Origin of the sequence: Desulfocapsa sulfexigens DSM 10523 (genome assembly GCF_000341395.1) — a bacterium.
In the GTDB taxonomy this organism is placed as follows: Bacteria; Desulfobacterota; Desulfobulbia; order Desulfobulbales; family Desulfocapsaceae; genus Desulfocapsa; species Desulfocapsa sulfexigens.
The window spans coordinates 3596509-3621826 of the sequence record NC_020304.1 but is presented as its reverse complement, the minus strand read 5'-3'; the positions used below and the strand labels follow the sequence as shown (position 1 = coordinate 3621826).

Sequence of the window (25318 nt, the reverse complement as noted above, 5' to 3'; positions counted from 1 at the left end):
CTTAGGAATAGAGGAGACCTTGACATAGATCAAGAAGTAAGACTTTTCTTGTCTTTTTTGTTTTTTATTAGGAGGGAAATGCTTGAATCAGGAGAGTAGAGTCATTGTCACTGTTGAATGGCCGTGATTTGAAATCACCAAAAAGGGCACAACTCTGGAAACCGCATTGCCTGAGAATGGTCAGCCATTGTGAGACAGAAAAGCCTGCGAGGTGGAAGGTGTGGCTGTAGTCCTCCCTTGCAGTGTCGTTGGTTGGCCTGACACGGTAACGTTCTTCCAAACGGAGTTCCTGAGTGGCACTGTTGTAACTGCGAAGGGTTTCTTTGATAAGTTTCCCGGGGCGATGCTTAAGAGGGAGCATCTGAAATTGAAATCGTTTTTGTCCATCCAGTTTGATTATCTCTCCGTCGGGAATATGGAGTTGGAGCAGCAGAGATCCACTGGACTTGAGATGATGGTGAGTCTGTTGCAAACATTTTGTAATAAGGGATATATCTTTTAGGAGATTGAGTGTGTTGTAGGGAATAAGAATATGATCAAAATTGTCTCTGAATACCATTGCAGACATATCCATACAGATATATGACGGAGGGTCCAGTGAGTGTTCCCTGGCCTGTTTGAGCATGTCGAGGGAGAGATCAATTCCGGTGACTCTGCAGCCTGGTTTTACAAGAGCCCTGCTGATCCTGCCAGTTCCGCAGCCAAGCTCAAGGATGGAAGAAGCATCCCTGCAGTGAGTTTTGTAAAATTGAATATCTTCTGTAAAACTGTCCATCTCCATGGAGTAGAATTCAGCATACCTCAAGGCGCTCAGTGGAAGAAAAATCTCATCCGGTTCTTTATGGTCTGTAAAGGTGTCGTTCATCACTTCCTTTTACACGCCCTGCGTTTTGTCATCAAGGAGAAGGTCCACTATCCAACAATTACCTGTTCTAATGAGCAGGAAATAGGTACAATATGCAACGTTGATATTACCAATTATTCGTTCCAGAATTCAAAAGAGAATACTATCGCATGGCTCTACCATTAGTTACAATTTATACAGATGGTTCCTGTAGTCCCAATCCCGGTCCTGGTGGCTGGGGAGTTGTTATCCTGCCTGAAAATGGAAAAAAGAGGGAGCTGTCAGGAAAAGTAGATGTAACCACGAATAACCGCATGGAGCTGCTGGCCGCGCTCAAGGCCTTGCAGGCACTCCCTTGTCCACATGCAGTAGAGTTGTTTACCGATTCCAAATATGTGAAGAATGGTATCACTAAGTGGATTGGTAACTGGCGCAGCAACAACTGGCTCACCGCTGAAAAAGAGGCTGTGAAAAATCGGGATCTCTGGGAGGCTCTCGATAATGAGATAAAACGCCATGAGGTGAAGTGGCTCTGGGTAAAGGGGCATGATAATGATCCTAATAATGAACGTGCCGATGCTCTTGCCGTTGCGGCAAGAGGCCGTGCAGTCCTTCCCCTGAGTGATGAAACAGCTATTCATATTTTTATGGGTATTACCTGGAAACAGAAGCTGCAGATTGGGTCATGGGCAGCTGTTTTCAGATACCGGAAACATTTTAAAATTATTGGTGGGGTGGTGAAAAACTCTTCTGCTAATCGTATCCATATACAATCGGCCTGTGACGCTCTTCGTACCCTTAAAAGACGTCTGCCAGTGCACCTTTATACCAGTTCAGGGTATTTAAAGGACGGTGCAGGCAACTGGCTCAGCGGATGGGAGCGAAATGGCTGGAAAACTCGTGAAGGGAAGGTTGTGAGTAACAAAGAAGAGTGGCAGGAGTTGAATCTGCAGCTGCAGGAGTATAGCGTCATTCTACATGTGATAGATAAGGAGATGCCGCCCTGTCACAGTCAGGAAGCAAAAGAACTGGCTATTGAGTATCAGCAACCATTTTCTGACGATATTGCTGTTTGCAATTGATGGGTAATCGTGCTATCCAATGGCCTGTTTTTTGAGTTGTTGGTGACTTAAGAATTGGCCTTTCCATAGCTTTGTTAAACTGCTTTTCACATGGAAGGTTGTTCTGTTTGGCAGAACGGCCTTTTTTTGTTTTTATGAAGAAAAAATTACGATCGGGATACACTACTGGTGCCTGTGCTGCAGCTGCCTCAAAGGCGGCTGCTTTACTGCTTTTTACCGGTGTGTTGCAGGAAAATGTGGAGATACCTTTTCCAGATGGTTCAAGGGTGAAGTTCAGTATTGTTCTCTCAGGCCATGCTGATTCCGGTAAACAGATTGCCTCTGCATCTGTTATTAAGGATGCCGGGGATGACCCTGATGTTACCAATGGTGCCAGGATTGACGCCTCTGTGCAGTATGGGGCAAAAAACTCTGAAAACGATGAGACTCTGATTCTTCATGGTGGAGTCGGTGTCGGTAGAGTCACTAAAAGAGGGCTTGCCGTTGCGGTCGGGAATCCGGCAATTAATCCTGTTCCCCAAAAAATGATTCGGGACGCAGTGACCGAGGCCCTGGCAGAAACTGGCAAGGCAATGGACTGTTGTCTCAATATCACGATTTCCATTCCAGATGGTGAGGAACTTGCCAGAAAAACGCTTAACCATCGATTGGGGATTGTTGGTGGACTCTCGGTCCTTGGGACAACGGGTATTGTTCGTCCTGTGTCAGCCGATGCCTGGACTGCAACCATTGCAACCTCAATGGATGTGGCGAAAGAAGCAGATCTCAGTGAAATTATTCTTGCCACAGGCAGAACCTCCGAGCGTGCAGTTCAGGAGATGTTGGGGCTGCCCGAAGAAGCCCAGATCATGATGGGTGATTATCTTCACTTCTCGTTACTTGAAGCAGCAAAACATAGCTTCAGGACAATTCACCTCGCGGCAATGTGGGCCAAGGTGATGAAGGCAGGGATGGAGATTCCACAAACCCATGTCCGCAATGGTGCCCTTGAAGTTGAGACCGCTCTGGAATTTTTAAAAGGTCTTGGCTGCAGCTCTCAGTTGATCGCAGCCCTTGAAGGATCTAATACGGCTCGTGAAATCTATGGGAGGTTGCTTGATCGTGGAGAACAGCAGGTTGTTCTCCAGGTTTGTGAAGCCGCTCGACATTATGCAGAGAAGGTTTCAGGGCTAGAGGTCATTGTGTATCTTGTCGATGCCACGAGCTCAGTTGTAGTGAAAACAGGGGAGAAATCCTGACAATGGGTTCTGTGATTCATGTTTTTGGTATGGATGGTTCCAGCCGTGATGACTCCCTGATGGTATCAGTCCTTAAAAAATCCGTTGCCGTGGTGTCTGGTAGACGGTTATATGACATGATAAACAAACAGCTGCAGAACCATCCACTTCCTCAGCTGATCCCAGTGATTCCCCTGGCTGATTGTATAGCTTCCATGAAAGACTGTCTCAGTGAAGGGGATGTGGTGGTTCTTGCTTCCGGGGATCCGCTGTTTTTTGGGATAGGACGGAGGATACTCGAAAGTTTTCCTCAATACTCAATAGAAATTTACCCCGCAGTATCTTCGATGCAACTGGCGTTTGCCAGATTCGGTATTCCCTGGGATGATGCAAAATTTGTCAGTTTTCACGGACGCAGCAGTGAACAGCTTGGCTCCCGATTATTGAACTATGAAAAAGTCTTACTGTTGACAGATTCTGTGAACAGCCCCAATGTGATCGCCGAAAAGCTCCTTCGCCAATACGACAGGGAGATAACGGACACTGTTTACTGTCATGTTGGAGAGAACCTTGGACTCCAGTCAGAACACCTGCATAGTGGAGAGTTGTCTGAAATAGCTGCGAAGACTTTTGTTGAGCCCAATGTCATGATTTTACAGAATTCTGAAGTACCTAACCAGAAGAAAATACTTCCGCTGTTTGGCCTGCAGGAAAAAGAGATCAGTCACAGCAGGGGGCTGCTCACAAAGAATGAAGTCAGGGCTGCCGTCATTCATGCTTTGCGCCTGCCTCGGGATGGTGTCCTGTGGGATGTGGGTGCTGGATCGGGTTCTGTAGGCCTTGAAGTTGCACGTCTTTTCCCTGAGGTGGATGTTTTTTCCATTGAAAGAGAAGAGGAACAGTGGAAAAACATAGAGGACAATATAAAAAAATTCAGGGTGTTGAACATGAGGCTGATCAAGGGAGATGCGCCGGGTTCTTTAAAAAACCTGCCGTCACCTGATCGGGTGTTTATCGGCGGGAGTGGTGGAAATTTACAGTCTATTCTGGAATACTGTGTGGGGCAGCTTTTACCGGGAGGGATTGTTGTGGTAAATGCAGTTATTGCCAAAACCGCAGCTCTTGCCCCTGAAATTTTATATACACTCGGTTTGGACGTAGAAATAAAAGAAATTGCCGTGCAGCGCTTTAACTATCCACAGGTAGAAGCACAGCGTTTTAATCCCATAAAAATTATTGTAGGCAGCAAATCACAACAGGATTGGTGATGAGTAGAAAAGAGATCAATAAGCAGCCTATAGCGATAGTTGGTGCAGGGCCTGGTGATGTGGAACTTATCACCATAAAAGGAAGAAGGCTGCTTGATGAGGCAGAGTGTATTGTTTATGCCGGGAGCCTTGTAAACAAAAAACTTCTTGAGGGCTGTAAGGCTGATATTCATGACTCGCAGGGGATGAATCTTGATGAAATTATCACGATACTCTCCACTGCCTGGAAAAAGGGGCAGCGCGTTGTACGGCTTCACACCGGAGATCCTTCGATCTTTGGGGCAATCAAGGAACAGATGCAGCAACTCGATGCACTGCAGATTCCCTATAGGGTTGTGCCGGGTGTGAGTTCCGCATTTGGCGCGGCCGCCGCCCTCAATGCCGAGTTGACCCTTCCTGAAGTTGCCCAGACCGTCATTATTACCCGTCAGGAGGGACGTACTCCTGTCCCCGAGCTTGAAAAGTTACAACTCCTTGCCAGTCATCAGACCACCATGCTTATTTTTCTTTCTGTATCGATGATGGATAAGGTGGTGGAGGAACTGATAGCAGGCGGATATCCTGAAGATACTCCTGTGGCGATAGTTGAAAAGGCGACCTGGGATGATGAGACCATTCTTACGGGAAGCTTGAAATCCATTGCGGCACAGGTTGAACAGGCCGGAATCAGAAAGACTGCCATGATCTGTGTCGGGAGAGTTTTTGCCAATACCGATCTTGAGGCAGTATCAAAACTGTATGACAGGAGCTTTAGTCATGGCACAAGAAAAGCCAACTAAGAACAGCACCACAGGTCTTGTTGCAGTCTTTACCGGTAACGGTAAAGGGAAGACTACCGCATCACTGGGCCTGGCCTTCAGGGCTCTTGGGCATGGCCACAGGGTTTGTATTATCCAATTCATCAAAGGGAGTTGGAAATACGGGGAACTGGAAATGGCAAAGCAGTTTACGCCATTACTCGATTTTCATGTGATGGGGCGGGGATTTACCTGGAAATCCGATGATCTCGAAAAGGATAAACAGCTCGCAGTCGAAGCGTGGGATTTTGCAAAAGAGGTCATTCAGGCGAACACATATGATATGGTTATCCTGGATGAGCTGACCTATCTTCCGCATTATAATATTCTTGATGAGGAGGAGATTCTTGAGGTGTTAAGAAATAGGCCACGGGAACAGCATGTGGTGGTTACCGGCCGCTACGCATCGGCTGGCCTGATCGAACTGGCGGAACTTGTGACGGAGATGAAGGAGATCAAGCATCCATACCAGTCAGGTGTTAAAGCGCAGAAAGGGTTCGAGTTTTAGGGCTTGCTCCCCCCTGGTTTGTTGACACTGGATTGGTGGCTGAGTATTGTGAAGTGTATTTGAATAAAGAGGTTTTAATTTCGTAATCTTTTTGGAGAACAAAATGGAATCATTTGATGTCCTGCTGGAACGATCAACCAAGGTTCATGGTCATATCTGTGCCGGACAAGTTATTGGCGTACGAATGTCCATGCTGGGCCTTGCAGCCATTGGTATTCAGGACCCAAGAGGACTTGATCGCAAAAAACTCTATGTGCTGGTGGAAATTGACCGCTGTGCAACGGATGCCATCCAGTCGGTAACCGGATGTAGTTTGGGGAAACGTTCCATGCGCTGGATTGACTATGGGGTTATGGCAGCCACCTTTGTCAATCTCGACACCGGTAAGGCCGTGCGTATCGTTGCCCGGGAAGAATCACGTGAGCTCTCAAAAAAATATTGTCCAGAGATTGAAAACAAATACCAGCGTCAGCTTGGCGCCTATCGCGTCATGCCCGAGGAGGAACTCTTCACCGTGGATGAAGTGCATGTTGATATCCCCAAAGAAGATATGCCGGGTAGGCCGCTTAGACGTATTCAGTGTGAAAGTTGTGGTGACTGGGTTCAGGACTGTCGAGATGTTGAGCAGAATGGCAAAAATCTCTGTCGTGGCTGTGCCAACGGAAAATATTACAGAAAATTAGCGTAATTACAAAATGATAACCTTACTTGACTATGGCGCTGGCAATGTCCGCAGCGTCAGGAATGCGATACGAAAACTTGGCTATAGTGTACAGGACGTGCAAAATCCTGCTGATATTCTTAATGCCGAACGATTAATCTTTCCAGGTGTTGGGAGTTATGGCTCGGTCATGAACCGTCTAAGGCGAGATGGCTTTGTGGAGCCTCTAATAGAACGAATACATTCAGATAAACCGGTTCTTGGAATCTGTGTGGCGCTTCAGGCCCTGTTTGAGGGGAGTGAAGAATCACCAGGTGTTGCTGGACTCTCCATATTAAAAGGACAGGTTAGGCGATTCACCGAAAGCAGTCTTTCTGTTCCCCAGATTGGCTGGAATGGGGTGAACCTGCATAAGCCGTCACCGCTGTTTTCTGGATATAACGGCGAGAAACTGTATTTCGTCCACTCCTACCGGGCAACGCTTGAAGAGGTTGATAAGGAGTGGTTGCTCACCACAACCAATTACGGTGAGGAATTTGTCAGTGGTGTTCAGAAAGGGAATATAACCGCATTCCAGTTTCATCCGGAAAAAAGTGGTGCTGCAGGATTAAATATTTTAGGGAATTATCTTCAAGCAACGAATGATGAGAGTGTCACAGTCATAACTGGCCGGGAGTCTGGTACTCACCGGGAGACCAGGATGGCGAAACGTGTTATTGCCTGTCTGGATGTACGAAGCAACGACAATGGAGATCTGGTTGTCACCAAGGGCGATCAGTATGATGTGCGTGACAGGGGAGAGGTGAGAAATCTCGGCAAACCGGTGGAGCTTGCCAGACGATACTACGAAGAAGGTGCCGACGAAATAACTTTTTTAAATATTACAGGATTCAGGGATTTTCCAATGGAAGATCAACCCATGCTTGAAGTGTTACAGAGGACTTCTGAAAATGTCTTTGTACCTCTCACCATTGGTGGTGGTATCCGTGAATTTACCGATTCCAATGGCAGGGAATATACCTCACTTGATGTTGCCTCGGAATATTTTCGTTCCGGTGCTGATAAAATCTCCATTGGTTCCGATGCCTGTTACACCGCTGAAGAATATATGAAAACCGGTAAAAAAACCGGCAAAAGCTCTATCGAGCAGATTTCATTTGTCTATGGAGCTCAGGCCGTTGTTATCTCCGTCGATCCGAGGCGGGTGTATGTGAACAAGCCTGAAGATACCGATCATAATACCATAAAAACGGCTTTTCCAGGGCCAGATGGTGAGGAGTACTGCTGGTACCAGTGTACCGTGAAAGGTGGCCGGGAAGGACGTGATCTGGATGCAGTACAGCTTGCTGCGAGTTGCGAGGCTCTGGGTGCCGGGGAAATTCTTTTAAACTGTATTGATAAGGATGGCACCAACAGCGGATTTGATTTTGAGCTGATCAACCATGTGAAAAGTGCGGTGACCATACCTGTTATAGCATCTTCAGGAGCCGGTTCAGCCGCTCATTTTGTGGATGTTTTTAAGGAGACCAATGCAGAAGCAGCACTTGCTGCAGGAATTTTTCATCGTAAGGAAGTCCCTATTTCCGAGGTGAAGACAGCCCTTAGAGAGAGTGGGGTGGAGATACGGTAACCGTTGTTGTGGTGTACTGAAAAAGGCCTGGTAGGAGTAATTCTATCGGGCTTTTTTTTATTGTGATACTCCACTATTTTGATAGTTTGATTCTTGACCCCATCGGCAATGCAGCAGGAAGGTAACCATGGTGAATTGAGAGTATCTTCAGATCTTCAAGATGGCAAATTAATGAGAAGATCTGCGGCTTGTCCATAGATGTTTTTGCCGGGTCATTTTCCTTAGAAGACCCATTTTTTTTGATTTTTATCACCAGTCAGTAGACCCGAAACCGGGAAAGATACCTACGTATGGTGTTGGGGTGAACTGCATACATTCGTGCAAGTTCATTAATTGATTTTCCATCACAGTGTTTTTCGTGAATTATTTCAATCTGCTCATCAGTATATCTACAGCGGCGCTTCCTGGTACTGGGAGATGCTGTCTTCATTGGGCCTGTCTCTCAAGGTTGAAGTTGTCGATATAAAGGTTTCTCGATTCCGGTAAATGTCGTGATGACTAAAATGGTTTCTAAATGGTCATTTATCGGCACAAGATACACTACAAAAAAAACAGCAGGATTGTAATGACAAATGGAAAAATCATTTTGGACTTCCCCATCATTGAAAATGAATTTTGAATCTCGAAATGGACAATATCCTGAGATCGTACAGAAATAATTGTTATTGGAATGTTTATATGTAAAAATACAACTATCAAAAACCAAAGGTAAAAACAGTATCATAATAAAAAAGGGAATATGTCATGAAACATTACCGTAAAGAGTTGTGGTTTGAAGCACCGACAAGAAGAGCTTTTATCAACATTACCCGACAGGTAGAAGAGTGTCTTAGAGAAAGCTCAATAAAACAAGGGCTTCTACTTTGTAACGCCATGCATATTACGGCAAGTGTTTTTATTAATGACGACGAATCAGGCCTGCATCACGATTATGAAGTGTGGTTGGAAAAACTAGCTCCTCATGCCCCCGTGGAACAGTATCGCCATAACGGTTATGAGGATAATGCCGATGCCCATATGAAAAGGCAAATCATGGGCAGGGAGGTGGTGGTTGCAGTAACCGATGGTCAGTTGGATTTCGGAACTTGGGAACAGATTTTTTACGGTGAATTTGATGGGAGACGTAAGAAACGAGTATTAGTGAAAATTATAGGTGAATAGAGCTTTTTCTGTATGAATTTAGAGGAAGTAAGGGCGTGTATGCTCAGCAGGACGTAATTTTTTTTCAGAGTTGAGTTGTTGCGGAGAACTGGCTCAAATAGAATGAGTAATACTGAGTATCAATAATGATGATGATATTAATAATCAGCATAGAGAATGAATTGATATGCTACCTTAATTAAGGTAAACTTATTCTCAAGCTGGCTTCTGCGTCACATTATTCAGGAAGGTCATAAATATTGTGTTTTCGTAAGTGAAAACTAATTATCCTCTTTTATACTAATCTTGCCATGTCTTCTCAATCATCATCAATATTTGACAAATCTACTTCTCTACATGGAGAAGAATTACTCCGTACGCTGCTCAATGCCATGCCCGATATTGTTTGTTTCAAAGACGGTAACGGGAGATGGCTGGAAGCCAACAAAGCGGACTTGGAGCTTTTTCAGCTGCTGGGGATTGATTATGTAGGTAAGAAAGATTCTGAGCTGGCCCAGTTCAGTCCCTTTTATAAGGGGGCATTTCTTAGTTGTGAGGCCAGCGATGAAGAATCCTGGAAGGCTGGAAAGCCGACCCAGAGTGAAGAAATTATTCCTTTGCCCGGGGGCGGGAGTACGATCCTTGATATCCATAAAATTCCTCTCTTCCACGAAAATGGTAACCGCAAGGGGTTGGTGGTTCTTGGGCGTGATATCACTTCCCAGAAGAAAGCAGAAGAAGAGTTGAAGCAGCGACGTTGGCAGGAAAGTGCAATCAACAAACTCCTCCGGATCGGTTTTAGGAATGTATCTCTGAAAGAGCAACTCTCCGAGGCCCTTGATATTATCGTAAAACTTCCCTGGCTTCATTTTCTTCCCCGTGGAGGGATTTTTCTAATCGACAAGAAAGAACCTGAGAGCCTTGTTCTTTTCGTGCAGAAAGACATGGATGTTTCTCTATTGAAACACTGCCAGACTATTCGGTTTGGTGAATGTCTTTGTGGTATAGCGGCTCAAAAAAGAGAGATTATTTGTACTCGAGGACTTCCCGGTAAAGATCAGTATCGCTTGGGGACGAGTGAAAAACGGCATCATTATATTATTCCCATTGTTCATTTGGAGAAAGTGCTCGGGGTATTGATGCTTTATGTCGAGGTTGCTCACGTCTGTGAAGATCGACATTTGAATTTTATGCAAGTGGTGGCCGGAACCCTGGCTCTGCTTATTGAAAGGCAGGAGGCTGAAGATAGTTTGCTCACCAGTAAGGCAAACCTTACCAAGGCTCAGGAGATTGCCAGGCTGGGCTACTGGGAGTGGTTTATTCCAGAAAACAATCTGTTCTTTTCTGATGGGGTTTACCGGATATTAGAGAGAGAGAGTAATCAGGGAGTGGTTTCCTATAATGTCTTTCTGAAGTTTGTTCATCCTGATGATCGTCAACGTGTGCAGGATGCGGTGACGCATGTTCTTGACACCGGAGAGCCATTTAATATTTATTATCGTGTTGTTACCCGTCACCGTCACTATCTGGAGGTACGCGTTGAAGGTGAAATTGAATATGACACAAATGGACTCCCTCTGCGGATGTTCGGTACAGTCCAAGACGTTACTCTGCACAGGGAGAGGAAAAAACAACTGGCCCTGGCGGCCCGGGTCTTTGAAAGCAGTATTGAAGGAATTACCATTACCGATGCCAGTGGTATTATCCAGTCAGTCAATCAGGCCTTCACCCATATTACCGGATACAGCCGTGAAGAGGCAGTGGGAAATAAGCCGAGCATTTTAAAATCTGATCGCCATGACCAGGCTTTTTATCAAGCCATGTGGTCCATATTGAATGATACAGGAAGATGGGAGGGTGAGATCTGGAACCGCCGTAAGAATGGCGAGATCTATCCAGAATATTTGATCATTACCGCAATTACAGATGAGTATGACCGGGTTACCAATTATGTTGCGGTCTTTCATGATTTGACAGAGATTCGCAGTTATGAAGACCAGATTCATTTCCAGGCGTATCATGACGCACTGACTTCGTTGCCTAACCGCTTTCTAATGCTTGACCGTTTGAGGGTGGCGATAGGACACGCCCAGCAATCTTCACATAATGTTGTGGTTTTGTGTCTCGATCTTGATAATTTTAAACATATTAATGACTCACTGGGACATATGGCCGGTGATTTTCTGTTACAGCAGGTTGCAGAACGTCTTAAAGCGTGTGTGGAGGACGATACGACGGTGGCGCGCCTCGGCGGTGATGATTTCGCTATCTTGCTCGAGCAATGTGAGGATTTGAAAGATGTCGTAGTGACTGCGGAAAAAATTCTCGATCAATTTACCACATCCTTTAATCTGACCAGCTATGAAACCTTTATTACGGCCAGTATAGGGATAACCTCCTTTCCTGGTGATGGCCGTGATGCTGAGACCCTGTTGAAGAATGGTGAATTGGCCATGTACCGGGCAAAGATAGAAGGAAAAAACCGCTATCAGTTTTTTACCAAGGGCATGAATTCCAAGGTGATTCACCGCCTTTCTCTTGAGAATCGCCTGCGCGTGGCTCTCGATCGTGAAGAATTTCTCGTCTATTATCAGCCCAAAGTCTCTATTGGGTCTGGTGAAATCCTGGGCATGGAGGCCCTCATTCGGTGGCAGACCACTGACGGGCAGGTTATTTCCCCTCTGGACTTTGTTCCGCTAGCCGAAGAAACAGGGTTGATTGTCCCCATCGGGGAATATGTTCTGAGGAAAGCCTGTGTGGATACAGGAAAGTGGTTGGAAAAAAATAAAAAGCTTTCAGTGTCTGTAAATCTTTCCGCTCGTCAATTCATGGAGAAAGACCTTGTGGGAACTCTTGTCGCCATTGTACATGAAGTCGGGTTGCCAGTTGCACACCTCGAACTCGAGATTACCGAAAGTGTGGTGATGGGTAATGAGCAGACGGCAATCAAGCAATTATTAGAATTTAAAGAAGCAGGGATCCGTCTAGCCCTCGATGACTTCGGTACCGGCTATTCCTCCCTTCAATATTTACGCATGATGCCCATTGACACTCTGAAGATAGACCGCTCCTTTATCAAGGATATTCCTGATAATAAGGATAGCTCGTCCATTGCAACGACAATTATTTCTTTAGCCCAGGCTCTTAATCTTGAATTGGTAGCAGAAGGGGTTGAGAACCGGGCACAGTTAGAATTTCTCTCTCTGCAAAACAGTAAGGATATGCAGATTCAGGGGTACCTCTTCAGCCCGCCATTACCTGATGCAGCATTTTCCGAGCTGTTAAACCTGAACTGCCCCTATGATGTCGTGGTTTCATCTCCGGGAAGAGAGTGACGCTAATAAAAAAACAGCATGACTCACGTGTAATATGTGAAACAAATAAATTTTTATGGTGAATTTGCAGGGAGACGCAAGAAACGAGTATTGGTGAAAATTATAGGTGAATAGATAGAACTCTCCCTGTATCTATTATACAGGGAGTAAGGTCGTGTGCAATCAGCAGGATGCGCTGGCGACATTATTTGCAGGGTTGAGTGGTTGCGGGACAATAAGCGGAATGATTTGTTTGCTCATCGCCTTGGTTGTTGATGCAACCTGATGAAATACCGATTGACCGCCTTTGGTTTCAAGCTCCACAATTTCCCAGCAGTCTGCAGCCTGTACGAGGGCCATCAAGAAACCGAGATGCTGAGTATGTCCGCAACGGGAGGCTATCACGTGACCAAGTATGGGGCAACCGAGCAGGGCAAGGTCACCGATAAGATCAAGAACTTTGTGGCGAATGAATTCGTCAGCAAAGCGTAACCCGCCTTCATTGAGGATGGTGTTCCTGTCCCAGTGAATGGCGATGACGTTGTCGAGGTTTCCTCCCTGAGCCAGTCCGTTTGCCCAGAGTTCTTCAACCTGTTCAACATAGCCGAATGTTCTGGCACGGGAAATTTCTTTGGCAAATTTCTCAGAGGTGAGATCAATGGAGTAGGATTGGGTTTTAATAATAGGGGCATCAAAATGAATTTCGCCGCTGACCTTAAAGCCTTCGTAGGGAAGAATCTTGATCTCTGTGTCGCCTGAAGTGAAAACAATTTTTTTGGTGATGCGGAGGACTTTTCGCATGGCCCTCTGTTTTTTGAGGCCAGCTTTTTTCAGAAGGAGCATAAAAGGACCTGCACTGCCATCCATAATGGGTACTTCTGCACCATCAAGTTCAATCGTGGCATTATCAACACCGTAGCCTTGAAGGGCAGCCATGATATGCTCAGTAGTTGAAACGTATTTTTCCTTGTCTGCAATGGTGGTAGCCAGTCTGGTATCCACTACTTTATCCATATGAGCAGGAATACCCTGCTTATCGTCAAGGTCGATGCGAAAAAAACGAATCCCGGAATTCTCGGAGGCTGGTCTGATGGTAAGCGTCACCGGGTCGCCGGAATGCAACCCAACTCCATAACAGCTTACCGATTTTTTCAATGTATGCTGATGCGGATTGAGTGAAATTGAGGTCATTGTAAATCCTTATATGTGAATAGAATACAGTTTTTTGTTTAAGTTCTGCAAATTGTTATGCAAAAAACGTACCACGACCAGATTGGCGTTATTTTGAGGCTTTTTTAAATTGATATGTCATAAAAACAACAAGATAGATTGGTGTGTGTTTTTTGACGCTCACAGGCATGCCTGTGTTCCAAATGACACAACTGAGTGAAAAAAGACATCTTTTTTGAGGTGGAGTTGTTCTTTCGCAAAAGCCAGAGAGTCAGAGAGCTTTTAGATTAGTTTAGAAGGGTGTCGGGAAGGATTTCCTTAAGAAATGTTTCAAATTCAGGTTCAGCTTTCACTTTCATTTTGAGCCCGAAGCAAGGAAGTTGAAAACTGTCTGGAGCCAGTTTGACAAGATCTTTTTCCGTGGTGATCAATCCCCTGGCGTTGCATTGTTCAGCCTGGTGTTCAATCTTTTTTATCAAAGAAGGAGTGAATGGCTGGTGATCCTTTAAGGGCATGAAACCGGCAGGTGAGATACCATTTTTCGTAAGGGTTTCCTTGAAGAGCTCAGGCTGGGCAATCCCGCAAAATCCAAAGAGGGGAGAGGGGAGAGTAGAAATTTCCTGGTCTTGCCTCTCTTTCAGTGATGTCGCCCCTATGGCCTGGTAAGAAGTGAAGAAGACCGGTTTTCCCGGGAATCTTCGTTGTAAAAGTTCAGCAAATTTTTCAGCTCGTTCCTGTAATACTTCGGTTATTCCGGTGATCATAAATGCATGACATCTTTTTAGGGCACTTACAGGCTCACGTAAGTCACCTCCTGGGAATACTCTGCTGTTTCCGGCAAGCTTGGCAGCACTGAAAAGAACAAGATCAAGGTCACGCCGGACAGACATGTGCTGAAAGCCATCGTCGAGAATAAGAACATTGCAGCCCAGTTTCTCAATGGCATGACGACAGGGAAGGGCTCTGACTATTCCTGTGAGCACCGGTACGCCCGGGAGTGATGATGCAAGGAAACAAGGTTCATCACCTGCAGCTTTGGCATCCAGGAATGTCTCTTTGCCGTCCGATACCACATTGACCCTGCTGTCGGCTCCACCACCGTATCCTCTTGAGATAATAGCGGGTTTGAACCCTCTCTTGAAAAGCAGTGAGGCAAGCATTCCAACAACGGGTGTTTTGCCGGTTCCCCCCATTGTGAGGTTACCAACTGATATTACCGGAACGTCAAATGTATAACGCCTCTTTATTCCTCTGAGATAAAGAGACTCTCTTATCTTCATGATTCCGCTGTACAGAGGACTGAAGGGACGACCAAAAAAATAGAGGCTGGAAAATTTCTGTGACATATGCTTGAGCGAAGGGACAATTTGGTAGCAATTCTTATGAGAAAAAAATCAAAAAAAGACGTGACTTTTTAATGATTGCTATTATTCTCGATTTCTTTTTTTTGACTAAACGACGTGATAATGATACTAACATTTATGGAGAGTTCCAGCCCTATTTTATGTCAAACTGCTTTTGTTTGTTAATGGCATTGGACGGGTAAAGATCAAATTTCTAATTTTTGGAGAAGACAATGCATTTTGGATTGAAGAAAAAATTGTTTGTTGCAACCGTTGCCTTAGGCTTTGCCATGGCCATACCAGCTGCTGGTATTGCTGGAGACACAATTAAACTCGGTGTTGCCGGTGCCCAAAGTGGCGATCTCGCTTCCTATGGTCTTCCAACAGTTAAAGCTGCTGAGCTTGTAGTTGAACAATACAACGCAAAAGGCGGAATAAATGGTAATAAAGTTGAGCTTTTGATTGAAGATGATGTCTGTAAGCCGGAAGTTGCAACTAACACTGCAACAAAGCTCGTCACAGATGGTGTCGATGTTGTACTCGGTCATATCTGCTCAGGCGCTACCAAAGCTGCTCTTCCAATCTATAAAGAGGCTGGCGTTATAGTCATGTCTCCTTCCGCCACTGCCGTTGATTTAACCAAATCCGGTGACTATTCTAATTTTTTCAGAACAATAGCCCCCGATGATGCTCAGGCAGAGGCCATGGTTGATTTCACCATTGGAACCCTCGGTGCCAAGAAAATTGCCGTTATTCATGATAAGGGTGATTATGGTAAGGGACTCGCTGAGATTGCAGAGGGACTCGTGAAAGCATCCGGAAAGGCTGAGGTTGCACTTTTTGAAGGTGTGACTCCAGGTGCCGTGGATTACACTGCAATTGTACAGAAAATTAAACGTACAGGTGCCGATGCTGTGATATTTGGTGGATACCACCCTGAAGCTTCTAAAATTGTTTCCATGATGAAAAAGAAACGTATGGATATTCCCTTCGTTTCTGATGATGGTGTAAAGGACGATACCTTTATCAAAGTAGCCGGTGACAATGCTGAAGGTGTTTACGCATCAGGTCCACAGGATAATTCAGCCAATCCCGTTGCTATTGCTGCCATTGAAGCTCACAAGAAAGCTTACAATGAAGACCCTGGCGCCTTTTTTGAGAACGCCTACTCTGCCGCTCTTGCTCTTTTGAATGCTATTGAAAAGGCAGGAACCACCGATAGCGCTGCTGTTGTGAAAGCTCTGCAGACAGAAACAGTTGCAACTCCCGTTGGAAACATTCATTTTGATGCCAAGGGCGATGCTGTTGGAGTTGGTTTCGTAATGTATGTTGTAAAAGATGGTAAGTATGTAGTAGTAGAATAACGAGAACACTTGTTGTTTGTATGAGTTGGTTCACGCCTGGAACAGAGTAAATTTGTTCCAGGCGCTTCTTTTTGCTGCGGTCTGAATACAATATGGATTATTTTATTGAACTTTTTTTCGGCGGACTGACCAGGGGCTCTATTTATGCCCTGATCGCCCTTGGCTATACCATGGTCTACGGTATTATTGGTCTTATTAACTTTGCTCATGGTGAGATTTATATGATAGGGGCTTTTACATCCTTTATCATCGCCACGGTCCTCTCCATTTATGGGTTTCCCCTACTGTCAATTGTCATTATTGCAGGCCTTGCCGCTGCTGTCTGGTCCAGTGCCTACGGATTTACCGTTGAGAAACTTGCCTATCGTCCCCTGCGCAAGGCACCACGGCTTGCTCCGCTGATCAGTGCCATTGGAATGTCCATATTCCTGCAAAACTATGTTTTACTTGCCCAGACCTCGGATTTTCTCCCATTCCCAGAGCTTATTCCTGACTTTCCCTTTATGGAGCCGGTGGCTCATATTGTCGGTTCTTCTGATCTCGTAATTCTTGTAACGACAGCGCTGGTAATGATCGGGCTTACTTTTCTTATTAAGTTTACCAAGATTGGAAAGGCCATGCGTGCCACAGCCCAGGATAAGACCATGGCGGTGCTTGTGGGAATTAATGTGGATCGCGTGATCTCAGCCACTTTTGTTATAGGTTCGGCACTTGCTGCCATTGGGGGGATGCTTATTGCCTCTCACATTGGTCAGATCAATTTCTATATCGGTTTTATTGCAGGGATCAAGGCCTTTACCGCCGCGGTACTTGGTGGAATTGGTTCTATTCCTGGTGCTGTGCTTGGCAGTCTTGTCCTTGGTCTGACCGAGAGTTTTGCAACAGGCTATGTCTCTTCTGACTATGAAGATGTTTTTGCCTTTTCGCTGTTGGTGTTGATCCTCATTTTTAAACCTTCCGGGCTTCTCGGTAAGGCTGAAACCAAGAAAGTGTAACCTGGTATATGTATGTTTCCTGTAAAAGAACTTAAACGATCGGCCCTTATCTCACTCTGGTTTGCCTTTCTCACTTTTCCAATTATGGTGATAAAGGTCAATCCCATTGAGCGAACTGTTGACTGGCGCTGGGATAACATGTTTTTTATTGCACTCGGCAGTTTTGTCATATCTATTCTGGCTAAGGTATATCTTCTTCGTAAAGAGCGCCTTTCCGGCCGTAAAAAAGTAATTAAGGTTGTCAACGAGCCTTTTGTGCATCGAATTTTGAGGGAACCACGCTTTCTCTACCCCTTGTGTCTTGCAGTTCTGGTGTTTGCGGTTGCTTTTCCCTATTTCTTTTCCACGTACCAAACCAATATCATGACCACTGCACTCATGTACGTGGTGCTAGGACTGGGATTGAATATTGTGGTCGGAGTTGCCGGGTTACTCGACCTTGGCTATGTTGCTTTCTATGCCGTCGGGGCCTACAGTTATGCTTTGCTGAATCTCCACTTTGGTATGGGGTTCTGGGCCGTTCTGCCAATTGGTGGTTTATTTGCTGCTTTTCTAGGTATTCTTCTGGGTTTTCCAGTACTTCGTTTGCGCGGCGATTATCTTGCCATTGTTACCCTGGGGTTTGGTGAAATAATTCGACTTATTCTTGAAAACTGGAATGACTTTTCCAGTGGGCCCAGTGGCATTGCCAATATTCCCCGTCCAAGTTTTTTTGGCATGGATATGAATTTTGAATCAGGTATCATCTATATCTATTATATAGTTGTTGCACTGGTTATTTTTACGATTTTCGTGGTCAACAGGCTTCAGGATTCACGTCTTGGGCGGGCGTGGCTTGCGCTGCGTGAAGATGAGATCGCCTGCCAGGCCATGGGCATCGACAAAACCAAGACAAAACTCATTGCCTTTAGTCTTGGCGCTTTCTGGGCCGGTATTGTCGGAGTTATTTTTGCGGCCAAAACAACCTTCGTCAATCCTGCAAGTTTTACCTTTCTGGAGTCAGCAATCATTCTCTCCATCGTCGTTCTGGGTGGTATGGGGTCCATTGTCGGGGTCATCTTCGGAGCACTTATTTTGATCCTGATGCCCGAGTATTTACGTGCCCTCTCCGAGTATCGTATGCTTGCCTTTGGTGGAATTCTGGTTGTAATGATGGTCTTTAAGCCGGATGGCATTATTTCCAATGTCAGGCGCAGTTATCGGTTTAAAAAACAGTCCACCATAAGTGAGTGAGTCAGCCATGAGTGAAGCAATATTACAAGTAAGCGGCCTGACCAAAAACTTTGGGGGCATCAAGGCTATAGATAAGATTGATCTTGATATTCATCCTGGTGAAATCGTGGCCCTGATCGGCCCTAATGGTGCTGGGAAAACCACATTTTTTAACTGTTTAACAGGTATTTATACTCCGACTGCAGGCGATATTTATTTGCGTAATCCTGAGACTGGAAAGAAAACCAGGTTGAATGGTATGAAGCCCAATAATATAACAAAAATTGGGATGGCCAGGACGTTTCAGAATATTCGTCTCTTTCCTAGTATGAGTGTACTTGAAAATGTGATGATTGGCAGACATTGCCGAACAAAAGCATTAATATTGGGTGCTATATTCCGAGGACCAGCGACCAGACGTGAAGAAGAGGAAATTGTGGATACCAGTCGTGGGCTTCTGAAAAAGGTTGGCCTACATCGTCAGGCGAATGAAGAGGCCAGAAATCTTTCCTATGGTGCTCAGCGCCGTCTTGAAATTGGACGAGCTCTCGCCACCGAGCCTTTTCTGCTCCTGCTCGATGAACCGGCAGCTGGAATGAATCCTCAGGAAACCGAAGCTCTGGTAACCCTGATAAAGGCAATCTGCAAAGAAGGGCATTCCATTCTTCTTATCGAGCATGATATGAAACTGGTGATGAGTTTGTCTGATAGGATTTTTGTCATGGATTATGGAAAAAAGATTGCGCAGGGTACCCCCGAAGAGGTACGTTCCAATCCAGCCGTGATTAAAGCCTATCTCGGGGAGGATGTTGATGCTTGAATTGCGAAATATAACCGCCGGCTACGGGAATATCCAGGTTCTCCATAATATTGATATTGTAATTAATCGTGGGGAGATTATCACCCTGATTGGTGCAAATGGTGCTGGTAAGTCCACGACACTGATGGCAGTTTCAGGTATTGTTCCGGTACGCTCAGGGAAAGTTATTTTTGAAGGTGAACCCATTCATAGGCTTCCTCCTGAAAAACTTGTTGCAAAAGGAATCTGTCAGGTTCCAGAGGGGCGTCATATCTTTCCTGCGCTCACCGTTCAGGAAAACCTGGATATGGGAGCCTTTTTACGAAATGACAGTGATGGTATAAAAGAGGATCTTGAGTATGTGTTTTCTCTTTTTCCAATTCTGGCAGACAGGCGAGGGCAGGATGGTGGTACCCTGAGCGGTGGTGAGCAGCAGATGCTTGCCATGTCACGAGCACTCATGGCCCGTCCTAAATTACTGTTGCTCGATGAACCGTCAATGGGGCTGGCTCCACTTATTATTAAGCAGATTTTTGAAATTGTTAAGAAAATAAACAAAGAACAGAATACGACGATATTTCTGGTGGAACAAAATGCCAATCAGGCGCTGCATATTGCTGATCGTGGGTATGTCATCGAAAATGGTGATATTACCATCAGTGACACAGCCGAGAACCTGCTAAAAAATCAGGATATACAGAAAGCCTACCTGGGAATCTGATATATCTGCGTGAGAGAAGGAATAAAGGATAAACGAATATGAAAGCAGGTGTTATCGGGGTTGGGTATTTAGGGAAGTATCATGCTCAGAAATATAGGGCTATGGAGGATGTAGAGCTTGTCGGTGTCGCTGATATTGACCCGGATGCTGCTCAGGCAATTGCCAAAGAGAACGGTTGTCTTGCATTCACCGATTATCGAGAGTTGTTAGAGCTTGTTGATGCAGTTTCAGTCGTAGTACCGACAAGTTATCATTATGCGGTTGCTCTTGACTGCATTGAGGCTGGTGTGGATATGCTGATGGAGAAACCCATCACTACCACGGTTGCTGAAGCTGATGAGATTATAGAGAAAGCTGCAGAACATGATCTGATATTACAGGTCGGCCATCTTGAACGTTTTAATCCTGCAGTGGAGGCAATGCTTCCCTCCCTTACCGTTCCTGTGTTTATAGAATCCCAGCGAATCTCCACCTTCAAAAATCGTGGCGTTGATGTGGATGTTGTACTCGATCTCATGATTCATGATATTGATATCATCTTAAATATAATCAAATCTCCTCTGGAGACAATTCATACTGTCGGTGCTCCGGTCGTTACCGATTTCACGGATATTGCCAATGCCAGGCTTATCTTTGAGAATGGAGCTACGGCAAATGTTACGGTTTCACGGATTTCACGAAATAACACCCGGCGCATGCGTATTTTCCAGCCTGGTTCATTTATTAATGTTGACTTTGCCAATCGCAAGGTTACGACATTACACCTGAAAAAGAACGAATTTATGGCAAACGGTATGCCGAAACAGGATATCGTTGTGAGTACTTTTCCCAAGGGGGATGCCTTAAACTCTGAGATCCTGCATTTTGTTGAAAACGTGCGTAACCGCACCGTTCCACTTGTTTCTGGAAAAGAAGGACGGAGGGCGCTTGATGTTGCCCTGCAGGTGATTGAACAGATAAAGGATCATCAAAAACTTGGGGTGTATGCAGAGGATATGTCCGGAAGGTAAATGAATAACAGAGTAATGATCATTGCCGGAGAGGCATCCGGTGACCTGCATGGTGGAAATTTAGTCAGGGCCATGCAGGCTGCAAGGCCCGAACTCAGCTACACCGGGATGGGTGGTAAGGAACTCATAGCTGCCGGAGTGAATGTCCTGTTCGATGCGAAGAGAATTGCGGTGGTCGGGATTGCCGAAGTTTTTACTCACCTTCCTGATATCCTTGCAGCACGAAAAATATTACGAACAGCGCTTAAAGAAGAACGTCCTGCTCTTCTTATCATTATTGATTTTCCTGATTTCAACCTTATGCTTGCCAGGTCTGCAAAAAAACTTGGTATTCCAGTTTTTTATTATATCACACCTCAGGTGTGGGCCTGGCGCTCCGGACGGGTAAAGACCATTCGCGAACGGGTTGACAAAATTGGTGTAATTCTCCCTTTTGAGCAGGATTTTTTTCGCAGTCATGGTCTTACAGCGGAATATGTGGGCCATCCCTTACTCGATACTGTGAAGAGCATCACCGGGCGCGATGAGTTTTGTAAAAATCATACTATCGACACCGAAAATCTCTGTATTGGTTTGTTACCTGGCAGCAGGCGAAAGGAAATAGCGACTCTTCTGCCGATTTTACTGCAGACTGCTCAAAGGTTGCAGAAGCAGAACTGTCAGAAAAAACAGATGGTTTTCCTGCTCCCCCTGGCTTCAACCGTCAGCGAAACAGATATCCGCGAAAATGGGTTGGCTGAGTATGGTCAGGGGCTTGATGTCCGCCTGATCAAAGAAAATCGGTATGATATGATGGCAGCCTGCGATGCGGCCGTGGTGGTTTCCGGTACGGTAACTCTGGAACTTGCTCTTCTCGATACCCCAATGATTGTCATATACAAGTTGTCCAGATGGACTTATCGAATTGCACAGCTCCTGGTGAACAGTGATTTGAAACACTTTTCTCTTGTTAATCTGATTGGCGGAAAAGAGATAGTCCCGGAATTGATTCAGGAAGAGGTTTGTCCTGAACGCATTGAGGAAGAGCTTATGGCGATACTCTTTGACAGTCAAAGACGCAAAGAGATGCTGCAGGGCCTTGAGCTGGTGCGTGACAGGATGGGGCAATCAGGAGCTTCTGAGAAGGCCGCAGAGCTGGCCCTTAGTCTTATTTCCTGAAAATCCCGATCGATTTCATGTCGTAGCTATTGTATCTTTAAGAAAAGATGGCCTCATTTCGAGAGGTGCCTGGTATGTAACTGTCTCCTGGGTAAAGGGGGAGAGAAAATGTATTTTCCAGGCGCAGAGATGCAATTCATAATATCCCCTCTGTCGTTCCCCATATTTGGAATCACCTATAACCGGGTGTCCAAAATCAGCGAGATGTTTCCGTATCTGATGCAGCCTTCCTGTATGAAGGCGAATATCCAGTATAGTGTTTCCATCTGTCTTTCCAGGATATCCTCGAAGAATCTCCGTGGATGCCGATTTTCCATCAATCTCTGAGTTCAGAAACAGGCCTTTTTCGGGTATTTCCGGATGCCCATTGACTTCAGCAAAGTAGCGCTTCTCTATCCTGTCTTCCTGGAAGAGTTTCGAGAGGAGCATTGCCGCATTACGATTATGGGCCAGTACCATCAGGCCCGAAGCTTCCCGGTCAAGCCGGTGGATAAGTTTGAAATCGACATCACTGGCGCTCTTCTGTGCCAATCGAAGCAGGGAACAATGGTCTCCGTAGCGGGTTCCCTGACTGAGGAGCCATGGAGGCTTAAACCAGACACTATACTCTTCATTTTCTGCAATGCGTGTCGGCTCAGGAGGTGTCTGAGAAAGAACGTCCGCATTATAAAAGAGTTGAATAAAATCGTCTGTTTTAAGTTTGAATTTTGCTTTTCGGAGGCGTCGCTCTTTACTTCCTGGGCGTTTTAACCATACGGCACCCTTGAGCATGGCATGTTTGATACGTTCCTTTGGTAAGCCGCTGCTGTCGGCAAGAAGCTGGCTTGCAACTGCTGGAGCTTTTACCAGAATGTTACAGTGTATCGGTTCCTCTTTGTCTGGTCGTTTGGTCATTTTTGATTTATTTTCCAAAGTTACATACCGGGTACTGGCATCGTTTACAGTTGCGGCAGAGGCCGCCGTGACCCATTCGGGCAAACTCTTCCCGGCCAATTGATTCACCGCTGAGAATTCGTGGTAAAATCAAGTCAAAAACTGTGATATTATGAAACATTCCACAGGCCGGAAGACCGAGTACGGGGATGTCTCCTATTTTACCACTTAAAAACATGGCCCCGGGCAGGACGGGGGTGCCGTAAAAACAGTCGGTGGCTCCTGCATGTTCGATCCCCATACGAGTCACATCATCGGGATCAACAGACATACCGCCTGATGTGATAATAAGATCTGCCCCACCGACTATTGCATCGGTAATGGCCTTTCCGATTATCTCAATATCATCGGGGGCAAAGGTGACGGAGATCACTTCAGAGCCAATCTTTGCAAGCTTGTTTCGCAGTACCTGCTCAAACTTGTCTTCTATTCTGCCGTGAAAGACTTCGTTGCCGGTTATGATCAGTCCTGCTTTGGCCTTCCGTAACTCTTTTACTGAAATGATTGAGTTGGCGTTTTTTGCAATGGCAGCAGCCTCTTCTACGACGGCGCGTTCTGAAACGAGTGGAATAAGGCGGGTGGCAGCAATGTTTTCCCCTTTCTTAACAGGGGTATTTGTCTGCAGGGTGGAGCACATGACAACACCGAGGAGATTGAACCGATATAGCGCCTCTTCGTTAACCTTCAGCAGGCCGTCACATTTTGCGTTAATGGCAATTTTGCCTTCCACGGGTTCCGCTGAGAGCATTGATCCTGGACCTGAAAGGGCTCTTGCAAGTATTTCAGCCGCTTCGTTTTCGTGGATTTCATCTGGTCCGAGTTTCAGAACGTAAATATGTTCTTTTCCTAAGCGCTTCAGGTGTTCAATGTCCTCTTCGCGAATGATATGACCTTTTTTAAATGCCCGTCCTTTAAACTCATCTTTAACGATTTCTGTTATATCATGAGGGAGAACCATTCCAACAGCTTCTTCAACAGGAACTATCTTTTTCATTATCTTAATTAATCCTTAAGCTGAAAATAAATTTTTGAGTGTGTGATCATTACTAAACACCACGACTGATAGTGGGCCAAAGTATGGTGTGAAGCTGAATCTGCAAACGTACATCCAAACCATCCTTCAAAATCCAGTCAGCAAGGTCCTGTGCTGTTACGCCTGGTTGCACGGGTGAGAAAAGAATGGGCAGTAAACCAACGAGCTGATGCTGGCTGATAAAATTCTTTGCCCAGATGTAGTCATCCTGTGTTGATAGTACAAACTTCAGCTCAGCTGAGCCAGGGGTTGCAGCCAGGCGATTTCGTATCAGTAAGAGATTGTCCGGGTGAAAGCTGTCTTTTGAGCCGCTATCGGGACATTTTACGTCCAGGATGGCAATTGTTTCATCAGGAATTGCATTGATAGCTATGGACCCATTGGTTTCAAGAAGTGTTTTTTTCCCCTGTGTGGAAAGTCCTGCAAGTAGCTCAGGACAGTTCTTTTGCAAGAGGGGCTCTCCTCCGGTGACTTCAACAAGATCACATGGATAGGAGTTCACTTTTGCAAGAATAGAGTCAATACTCCACGGATCTCCTTCTTCCCAGGTGTAGGCAGCATCGCAATAGTTGCAGCGCAGGTTACAGCCACTTAACCGAATAAATATACAGGGGAGACCGGCATAGCTCGATTCCCCCTGTATGGAGTAGAAGATTTCTGAAATCTTAATGTTAGCTGGCATCGGGCCCATAAAAGATTAGACCGGAAGTTTCTGTTTCCCATACTTCAACACAGTGCAGCTTGTATCTGTCATGCTTCAGATCTGGATACAAGGTATCATAAAGGAATGCAGCAATATGCTCGGATGACGGGTTGCGATCCTGAAAAGCCGGATGTTCATTCAAGTCTCGGTGGTCAAGCATATCAACCGCAGTGTTTACAATTTTCTTTAATACCTTGAAATCTATGCCCATACCAAGCTCGTCTACTTGTGTGGCCCGGACAGTAACCTTAATTTTCCAGTTGTGACCATGGGGATTTTCGCAGTCGCCGGGATAGTTTCGTAAATGATGGGCACCGGCAAAATGGGTCTTAATAAATATATCGTACATAGTGTATGCTCCTTTGCCTTGTTTTTCTGTCAGAAAAGTGGAGAAAAACAATTGCAAGTCTTGAAAG

Annotated in this window: 24 protein-coding genes and 1 pseudogene; 17 read left to right on the top strand and 8 right to left on the bottom strand. The window is 45.5% G+C overall.

Features of this window, described 5'->3' with window-relative positions; all coding sequences use genetic code 11:
- Nucleotides 1-67: 67 nt before the first annotated feature.
- Nucleotides 68-865, bottom strand: coding sequence for a class I SAM-dependent methyltransferase (locus UWK_RS16160; RefSeq protein WP_015405468.1), 798 nt, complete (start codon nucleotides 863-865; stop codon nucleotides 68-70).
- Nucleotides 866-1014: 149 nt separating this feature from the next.
- Between UWK_RS16160 and rnhA the strand changes: the two are divergent.
- The 8 genes and pseudogenes from rnhA to UWK_RS16120 form a co-directional block, all read left to right on the top strand.
- Nucleotides 1015-1431: pseudogene (gene rnhA, locus UWK_RS20250) on the top strand (ribonuclease HI); the annotation flags it as partial.
- 60 nt (nucleotides 1432-1491) lie between these two features.
- The gene (locus tag UWK_RS20245) at nucleotides 1492-1926 is read left to right on the top strand and encodes an RNase H family protein (RefSeq protein ID WP_407637490.1); all 435 of its coding nucleotides are present in this window, start codon (nucleotides 1492-1494) and stop codon (nucleotides 1924-1926) included.
- 134 nt (nucleotides 1927-2060) lie between these two features.
- Nucleotides 2061-3164 (top strand): cobalt-precorrin-5B (C(1))-methyltransferase, encoded by a 1104-nt coding sequence (locus UWK_RS16145; RefSeq protein ID WP_041917103.1) that lies wholly within the window; start codon nucleotides 2061-2063, stop codon nucleotides 3162-3164.
- Nucleotides 3165-3166: 2 nt separating this feature from the next.
- Nucleotides 3167-4411, top strand: a complete 1245-nt coding sequence (locus UWK_RS16140; protein ID WP_015405465.1) for a bifunctional cobalt-precorrin-7 (C(5))-methyltransferase/cobalt-precorrin-6B (C(15))-methyltransferase — start codon at nucleotides 3167-3169, stop codon at nucleotides 4409-4411.
- On the top strand, nucleotides 4411-5190 hold the full coding sequence (cobM, locus tag UWK_RS16135; RefSeq protein WP_015405464.1) for a precorrin-4 C(11)-methyltransferase: 780 nt from the start codon (nucleotides 4411-4413) through the stop codon (nucleotides 5188-5190). Before UWK_RS16140 ends, cobM begins: the two co-directional genes overlap by 1 nt.
- Entirely contained in the window at nucleotides 5168-5716 is a 549-nt protein-coding gene (cobO, locus tag UWK_RS16130) for a cob(I)yrinic acid a,c-diamide adenosyltransferase (RefSeq protein ID WP_015405463.1), read from the top strand. The genes cobM and cobO overlap by 23 nt, the downstream gene beginning before the upstream one ends.
- Before the next feature lie 103 nt (nucleotides 5717-5819).
- Nucleotides 5820-6404, top strand: a complete 585-nt coding sequence (locus tag UWK_RS16125) for an FmdE family protein (RefSeq protein ID WP_015405462.1) — start codon at nucleotides 5820-5822, stop codon at nucleotides 6402-6404.
- A 7-nt stretch (nucleotides 6405-6411) separates the two neighbouring features.
- Nucleotides 6412-8007, top strand: a complete 1596-nt coding sequence (locus UWK_RS16120) for an imidazole glycerol phosphate synthase HisHF (RefSeq protein ID WP_015405461.1) — start codon at nucleotides 6412-6414, stop codon at nucleotides 8005-8007.
- A 256-nt stretch (nucleotides 8008-8263) separates the two neighbouring features.
- Here UWK_RS16120 and UWK_RS19510 read toward each other — a convergent pair whose 3' ends face one another.
- Nucleotides 8264-8437 (bottom strand): helix-turn-helix domain-containing protein, encoded by a 174-nt coding sequence (locus UWK_RS19510; RefSeq protein ID WP_015405460.1) that lies wholly within the window; start codon nucleotides 8435-8437, stop codon nucleotides 8264-8266.
- A 314-nt stretch (nucleotides 8438-8751) separates the two neighbouring features.
- On the opposite strand from UWK_RS19510, the gene UWK_RS16115 reads away from it, so the two are divergent.
- Both UWK_RS16115 and UWK_RS20005 read left to right on the top strand, forming a co-directional pair.
- Entirely contained in the window at nucleotides 8752-9168 is a 417-nt protein-coding gene (locus UWK_RS16115) for a secondary thiamine-phosphate synthase enzyme YjbQ (RefSeq protein WP_015405459.1), read from the top strand.
- A 290-nt stretch (nucleotides 9169-9458) separates the two neighbouring features.
- Entirely contained in the window at nucleotides 9459-12482 is a 3024-nt protein-coding gene (locus tag UWK_RS20005) for an EAL domain-containing protein (RefSeq protein ID WP_015405458.1), read from the top strand.
- A gap of 162 nt (nucleotides 12483-12644) precedes the next feature.
- On the opposite strand, the gene lpxC is transcribed toward UWK_RS20005, so the two are convergent.
- Together lpxC and lpxK are read right to left on the bottom strand one after the other, a co-directional pair.
- Nucleotides 12645-13652, bottom strand: coding sequence for a UDP-3-O-acyl-N-acetylglucosamine deacetylase (lpxC, locus tag UWK_RS16105; RefSeq protein ID WP_015405457.1), 1008 nt, complete (start codon nucleotides 13650-13652; stop codon nucleotides 12645-12647).
- Between the two features lie 266 nt (nucleotides 13653-13918).
- The gene (gene lpxK, locus UWK_RS16100) at nucleotides 13919-14977 is read right to left on the bottom strand and encodes a tetraacyldisaccharide 4'-kinase (protein WP_015405456.1); all 1059 of its coding nucleotides are present in this window, start codon (nucleotides 14975-14977) and stop codon (nucleotides 13919-13921) included.
- A gap of 230 nt (nucleotides 14978-15207) precedes the next feature.
- On the opposite strand from lpxK, the gene UWK_RS16095 reads away from it, so the two are divergent.
- The 7 genes from UWK_RS16095 to lpxB all read left to right on the top strand — a co-directional run bounded on the left by UWK_RS16095 (nucleotide 15208) and on the right by lpxB (nucleotide 22233).
- On the top strand, nucleotides 15208-16338 hold the full coding sequence (locus tag UWK_RS16095) for a branched-chain amino acid ABC transporter substrate-binding protein (RefSeq protein ID WP_015405455.1): 1131 nt from the start codon (nucleotides 15208-15210) through the stop codon (nucleotides 16336-16338).
- A gap of 92 nt (nucleotides 16339-16430) precedes the next feature.
- Nucleotides 16431-17333, top strand: a complete 903-nt coding sequence (locus tag UWK_RS16090) for a branched-chain amino acid ABC transporter permease (RefSeq protein ID WP_015405454.1) — start codon at nucleotides 16431-16433, stop codon at nucleotides 17331-17333.
- A 12-nt stretch (nucleotides 17334-17345) separates the two neighbouring features.
- Nucleotides 17346-18566, top strand: a complete 1221-nt coding sequence (locus UWK_RS16085) for an ABC transporter permease subunit (RefSeq protein ID WP_015405453.1) — start codon at nucleotides 17346-17348, stop codon at nucleotides 18564-18566.
- A 7-nt stretch (nucleotides 18567-18573) separates the two neighbouring features.
- Nucleotides 18574-19365 (top strand): ABC transporter ATP-binding protein, encoded by a 792-nt coding sequence (locus UWK_RS16080; RefSeq protein WP_015405452.1) that lies wholly within the window; start codon nucleotides 18574-18576, stop codon nucleotides 19363-19365.
- Nucleotides 19358-20065, top strand: a complete 708-nt coding sequence (locus UWK_RS16075; protein ID WP_015405451.1) for an ABC transporter ATP-binding protein — start codon at nucleotides 19358-19360, stop codon at nucleotides 20063-20065. Before UWK_RS16080 ends, UWK_RS16075 begins: the two co-directional genes overlap by 8 nt.
- 38 nt (nucleotides 20066-20103) lie before the next feature.
- Nucleotides 20104-21075, top strand: a complete 972-nt coding sequence (locus tag UWK_RS16070; RefSeq protein WP_015405450.1) for a Gfo/Idh/MocA family protein — start codon at nucleotides 20104-20106, stop codon at nucleotides 21073-21075.
- On the top strand, nucleotides 21076-22233 hold the full coding sequence (gene lpxB, locus UWK_RS16065; protein WP_015405449.1) for a lipid-A-disaccharide synthase: 1158 nt from the start codon (nucleotides 21076-21078) through the stop codon (nucleotides 22231-22233).
- Nucleotides 22234-22248: 15 nt separating this feature from the next.
- Here the strand turns inward: lpxB and UWK_RS16060 are convergent, their stop codons facing one another.
- Genes UWK_RS16060 through queD form a run of 4 tightly spaced genes read right to left on the bottom strand, consistent with a single transcriptional unit; the run spans nucleotide 22249 to nucleotide 25251 of the window.
- On the bottom strand, nucleotides 22249-23127 hold the full coding sequence (locus tag UWK_RS16060) for an RluA family pseudouridine synthase (protein WP_015405448.1): 879 nt from the start codon (nucleotides 23125-23127) through the stop codon (nucleotides 22249-22251).
- 7 nt (nucleotides 23128-23134) lie between these two features.
- On the bottom strand, nucleotides 23135-24160 hold the full coding sequence (locus UWK_RS16055; RefSeq protein ID WP_015405447.1) for a molybdopterin-binding protein: 1026 nt from the start codon (nucleotides 24158-24160) through the stop codon (nucleotides 23135-23137).
- Nucleotides 24161-24212: 52 nt separating this feature from the next.
- Complete coding sequence (locus tag UWK_RS16050) at nucleotides 24213-24881, bottom strand: radical SAM protein (protein ID WP_015405446.1); 669 nt, start codon at nucleotides 24879-24881, stop codon at nucleotides 24213-24215.
- On the bottom strand, nucleotides 24871-25251 hold the full coding sequence (queD, locus tag UWK_RS16045; RefSeq protein WP_015405445.1) for a 6-carboxytetrahydropterin synthase QueD: 381 nt from the start codon (nucleotides 25249-25251) through the stop codon (nucleotides 24871-24873). The genes UWK_RS16050 and queD overlap by 11 nt, the downstream gene beginning before the upstream one ends.
- Nucleotides 25252-25318 lie beyond the last annotated feature (67 nt).